At 74.8% G+C, this 2703-nt stretch carries 3 protein-coding genes; 2 read left to right on the forward strand and 1 reads right to left on the reverse strand.

All coding sequences use genetic code 11. The features are described from left to right. Positions 1–50: 50 nt before the first annotated feature. Positions 51–1031: a 4-hydroxy-3-methylbut-2-enyl diphosphate reductase gene (locus AC2CJA_RS25975; RefSeq protein ID WP_484605108.1), complete on the reverse strand. Its 981-nt coding sequence runs from the start codon at positions 1029–1031 to the stop codon at positions 51–53. A 93-nt stretch (positions 1032–1124) separates the two neighbouring features. Between AC2CJA_RS25975 and xseA the strand changes: the two genes are divergently transcribed. Both xseA and AC2CJA_RS25985 read left to right on the forward strand, forming a co-directional pair. Continuing rightward, entirely contained in the window at positions 1125–2345 is a 1221-nt protein-coding gene (gene xseA / locus AC2CJA_RS25980; protein ID WP_484605109.1) for an exodeoxyribonuclease VII large subunit, read from the forward strand. A 40-nt stretch (positions 2346–2385) separates the two neighbouring features. Further along, complete coding sequence (locus tag AC2CJA_RS25985; protein WP_484605110.1) at positions 2386–2670, forward strand: exodeoxyribonuclease VII small subunit; 285 nt, start codon at positions 2386–2388, stop codon at positions 2668–2670. Positions 2671–2703: the final 33 nt, after the last annotated feature.

A 2703-nucleotide genomic window follows, 5' to 3' on the forward strand; every position in this document is an offset into this window, starting at 1 on the left:
GCCCCCGCCTGCGCGGAGGGCGGGGAGCGGCCCGCGCGGCAGCCGGCCGGTTAGCCGGCGGCCTTGCGGTCGGCCTCGGTCCGCAGGTCCCGGCGCAGCTCCTTGGGGAGGGAGAAGGTGAGCTTCTCCTCCATCGGCTGGACGACCTCCACGTCGCCGTAGCCGCGCTCGGCCAGCCACTCCAGGACGCCTTCGACCAGCACGTCCGGAACCGAGGCACCCGAGGTGACGCCGACGGTGGCGACTCCCTCCAGCCATGCCTCCTCGATCTCCGAGGCGTTGTCGACCAGGTGGCCGGCCCCGGCGCCCGCGCCGAGGGCGACCTCGACCAGGCGGACGGAGTTGGAGGAGTTCTTCGAGCCGACGACGATGACCAGGTCGGAGTCGGCGGCGACCTGCTTGACCGCGGTCTGCCGGTTCTGGGTGGCGTAGCAGATGTCGTCGCTCGGCGGGCTGACCAGCGCGGGGAACCGCTCCTTGAGCGCGTCGACCGTCTCCATGGTCTCGTCGACCGACAGCGTGGTCTGGGAGAGCCAGACGACCCTCGAGGGGTCGCGCACCTCGACGTTCTCCACGTCCCCGGGGCCGTCGACCAGCGTGATGTGGTCGGGTGCCTCGCCGCTGGTGCCGATCACCTCCTCGTGGCCCTCGTGGCCGATCAGGAGGATGTCGTAGTCGTCCTTCGCGAAGCGGACGGCCTCCTTGTGGACCTTGGTCACCAGGGGACAGGTGGCGTCGATGGTCGCCAGCTTCCGCCGCTCGGCCTCCTCGTGGACGACCGGGGCGACCCCGTGGGCGGAGAAGATCACGATGGAGCCCTCGGGCACCTCCTCGGTCTCGTCGACGAAGATCGCGCCCTTCTTGCGCAGGGTCTCCACGACGTACTTGTTGTGGACGATCTCCTTGCGCACGTAGATCGGCGCGCCGTACTGCTCCAGGGCCTTCTCGACGGCGATCACCGCGCGGTCGACGCCCGCGCAGTAGCCGCGGGGCGCGGCGAGGAGGACCCGGCGTGCGGTCGTAGCAGTCATGGGGCCATCGTACGGGTCCCGGGCGCGGGCGCCCGGCGGGGCGGGACGGGCGGGGCGGCCCCGGCTGTCGGCGGGTGCGGCTAGCCTCCTGGCATGGCTCTCAACACGTCGCCCGAGGCGCCGGTCCCCGTCGGCGAGGTGTCGCGGCTGATCGGCGGATGGATCGACCGGCTCGGCGCCGTATGGGTCGAGGGGCAGATCACCCAGCTCTCCCGGCGCCCCGGCGCCGGGATGGTGTTCCTGACCCTGCGCGACCCCTCCCACGACGTCTCGCTGACCGTGACCTGCTACCGCGCCGTCTTCGACAGGGTGGCGGACGTGGTGGGCGAGGGCGCCCGGATCGTGGCGCTGGGCAAGCCGGAGTGGTATGCGCCGCGCGGTCAGCTCTCCCTGCGGGTGGGCGAGATCCGCCCGGTGGGGATGGGCGAGTTGCTCGCGCGGCTGGAGCGGCTGAAGAAGTCGCTGGCCGCCGAGGGCCTGTTCGCGGCCGAGCGGAAGAAGCCACTGCCCTTCCTGCCCGGTCTGGTCGGCCTGGTCACCGGCCGCGCCTCCGCGGCCGAGCGGGACGTGCTGGAGACGGCGCGGCAGCGCTGGCCCGCGGTCCGCTTCGCCGTGCGCAACGTGGCCGTGCAGGGCGTGCACGCGGTGACGCAGGTGATCGACGCGGTGCGGGAGCTGGACGCCGACCCGGCCGTGGACGTGATCGTCGTGGCCCGGGGCGGCGGCAGCGTGGAGGATCTGCTGCCCTTCTCCGACGAGCGCCTGGTGCGGGCGGTGGCCGACTGCGCCACCCCGGTGGTCTCGGCCATCGGGCACGAGCCGGACACTCCCCTGCTGGACCTGGTCGCCGACCTGCGCTCCCGTACGCCCACCCACGCCGCCAAGGACGTCGTGCCGGACGTGCGCGAGGAGCTGGAGCGGGTGCGGCAGCTGCGCGAGCGGGCGCTGCGGTCGGTCGAGGGGATGCTGGAGCGGCAGGAGCGGGGGCTGGCGGACACCATGAGCCGGCCGGTGATGGCCCGGCCGCACTCGATGGTGGCCGAGCGCGGGGAGCAGGTCGCGGCGGTGCTCGACCGCGCCCGGCGGACGTTCGGGCACCTGCTGGCGCAGGCGGAGGCGGAACTGGTGCACACCGCCGCCCGGGTCGTCGCCCTCTCCCCCGCCGCGACGCTCGCACGCGGCTACGCGGTGCTGCAGCGGGCCGACGGGAGCGCGGTACGGGCGGCGCGGGAGGTGGCCGACGGCGAACGGCTGCGCGCCCGGGTGGCCGACGGGGAGCTGACGGTGGTCGCGCGGCACGGCGAGGAGGCGTGAGGGACGCGCGCTGTCGGACCCCGGGCCTAGGCTGAGGCACATGACGGACACGAGCACGGGCACCGCGGGCACCCCGCCGGCCGGGGAGATGGGCTACGAGCAGGCACGCGACGAGCTGGTCGCCGTGGTCCGCCGCCTGGAGGCGGGCGGTTCCACGCTGGAGGAGTCACTGGCCCTGTGGGAGCGGGGCGAGGAGCTGGCCGCGGTCTGCCGCCGCCGGCTGGAGGGCGCCCGTGCGCGGCTGGACGCGGTGCTGGCCGAGGGCGGGGAGGAAGCCGCCGGCGCGGCCGAGGGCGAGGAGGGGCCGGCGGACGGCCGGGAGTGACGGGGCCGCCCCGGCCGGGGAGCCCCTGGAGAC

The sequence above is a fragment of the Streptomyces sp. ATLC9 genome, assembly GCF_057196705.1.

What these genes read in the sequence shown, in the direction of transcription:
- AC2CJA_RS25985 (WP_484605110.1), top strand. Translation starts at nt 2,386, where the DNA reads ATGACGGACACGAGCACGGGCACCGCGGGCACCCCGCCGGCCGGGGAG.
- xseA (WP_484605109.1), top strand. Translation starts at nt 1,125, where the DNA reads ATGGCTCTCAACACGTCGCCCGAGGCGCCGGTCCCCGTCGGCGAGGTG.
- AC2CJA_RS25975 (WP_484605108.1), bottom strand. Translation starts at nt 1,031, where the DNA reads ATGACTGCTACGACCGCACGCCGGGTCCTCCTCGCCGCGCCCCGCGGC.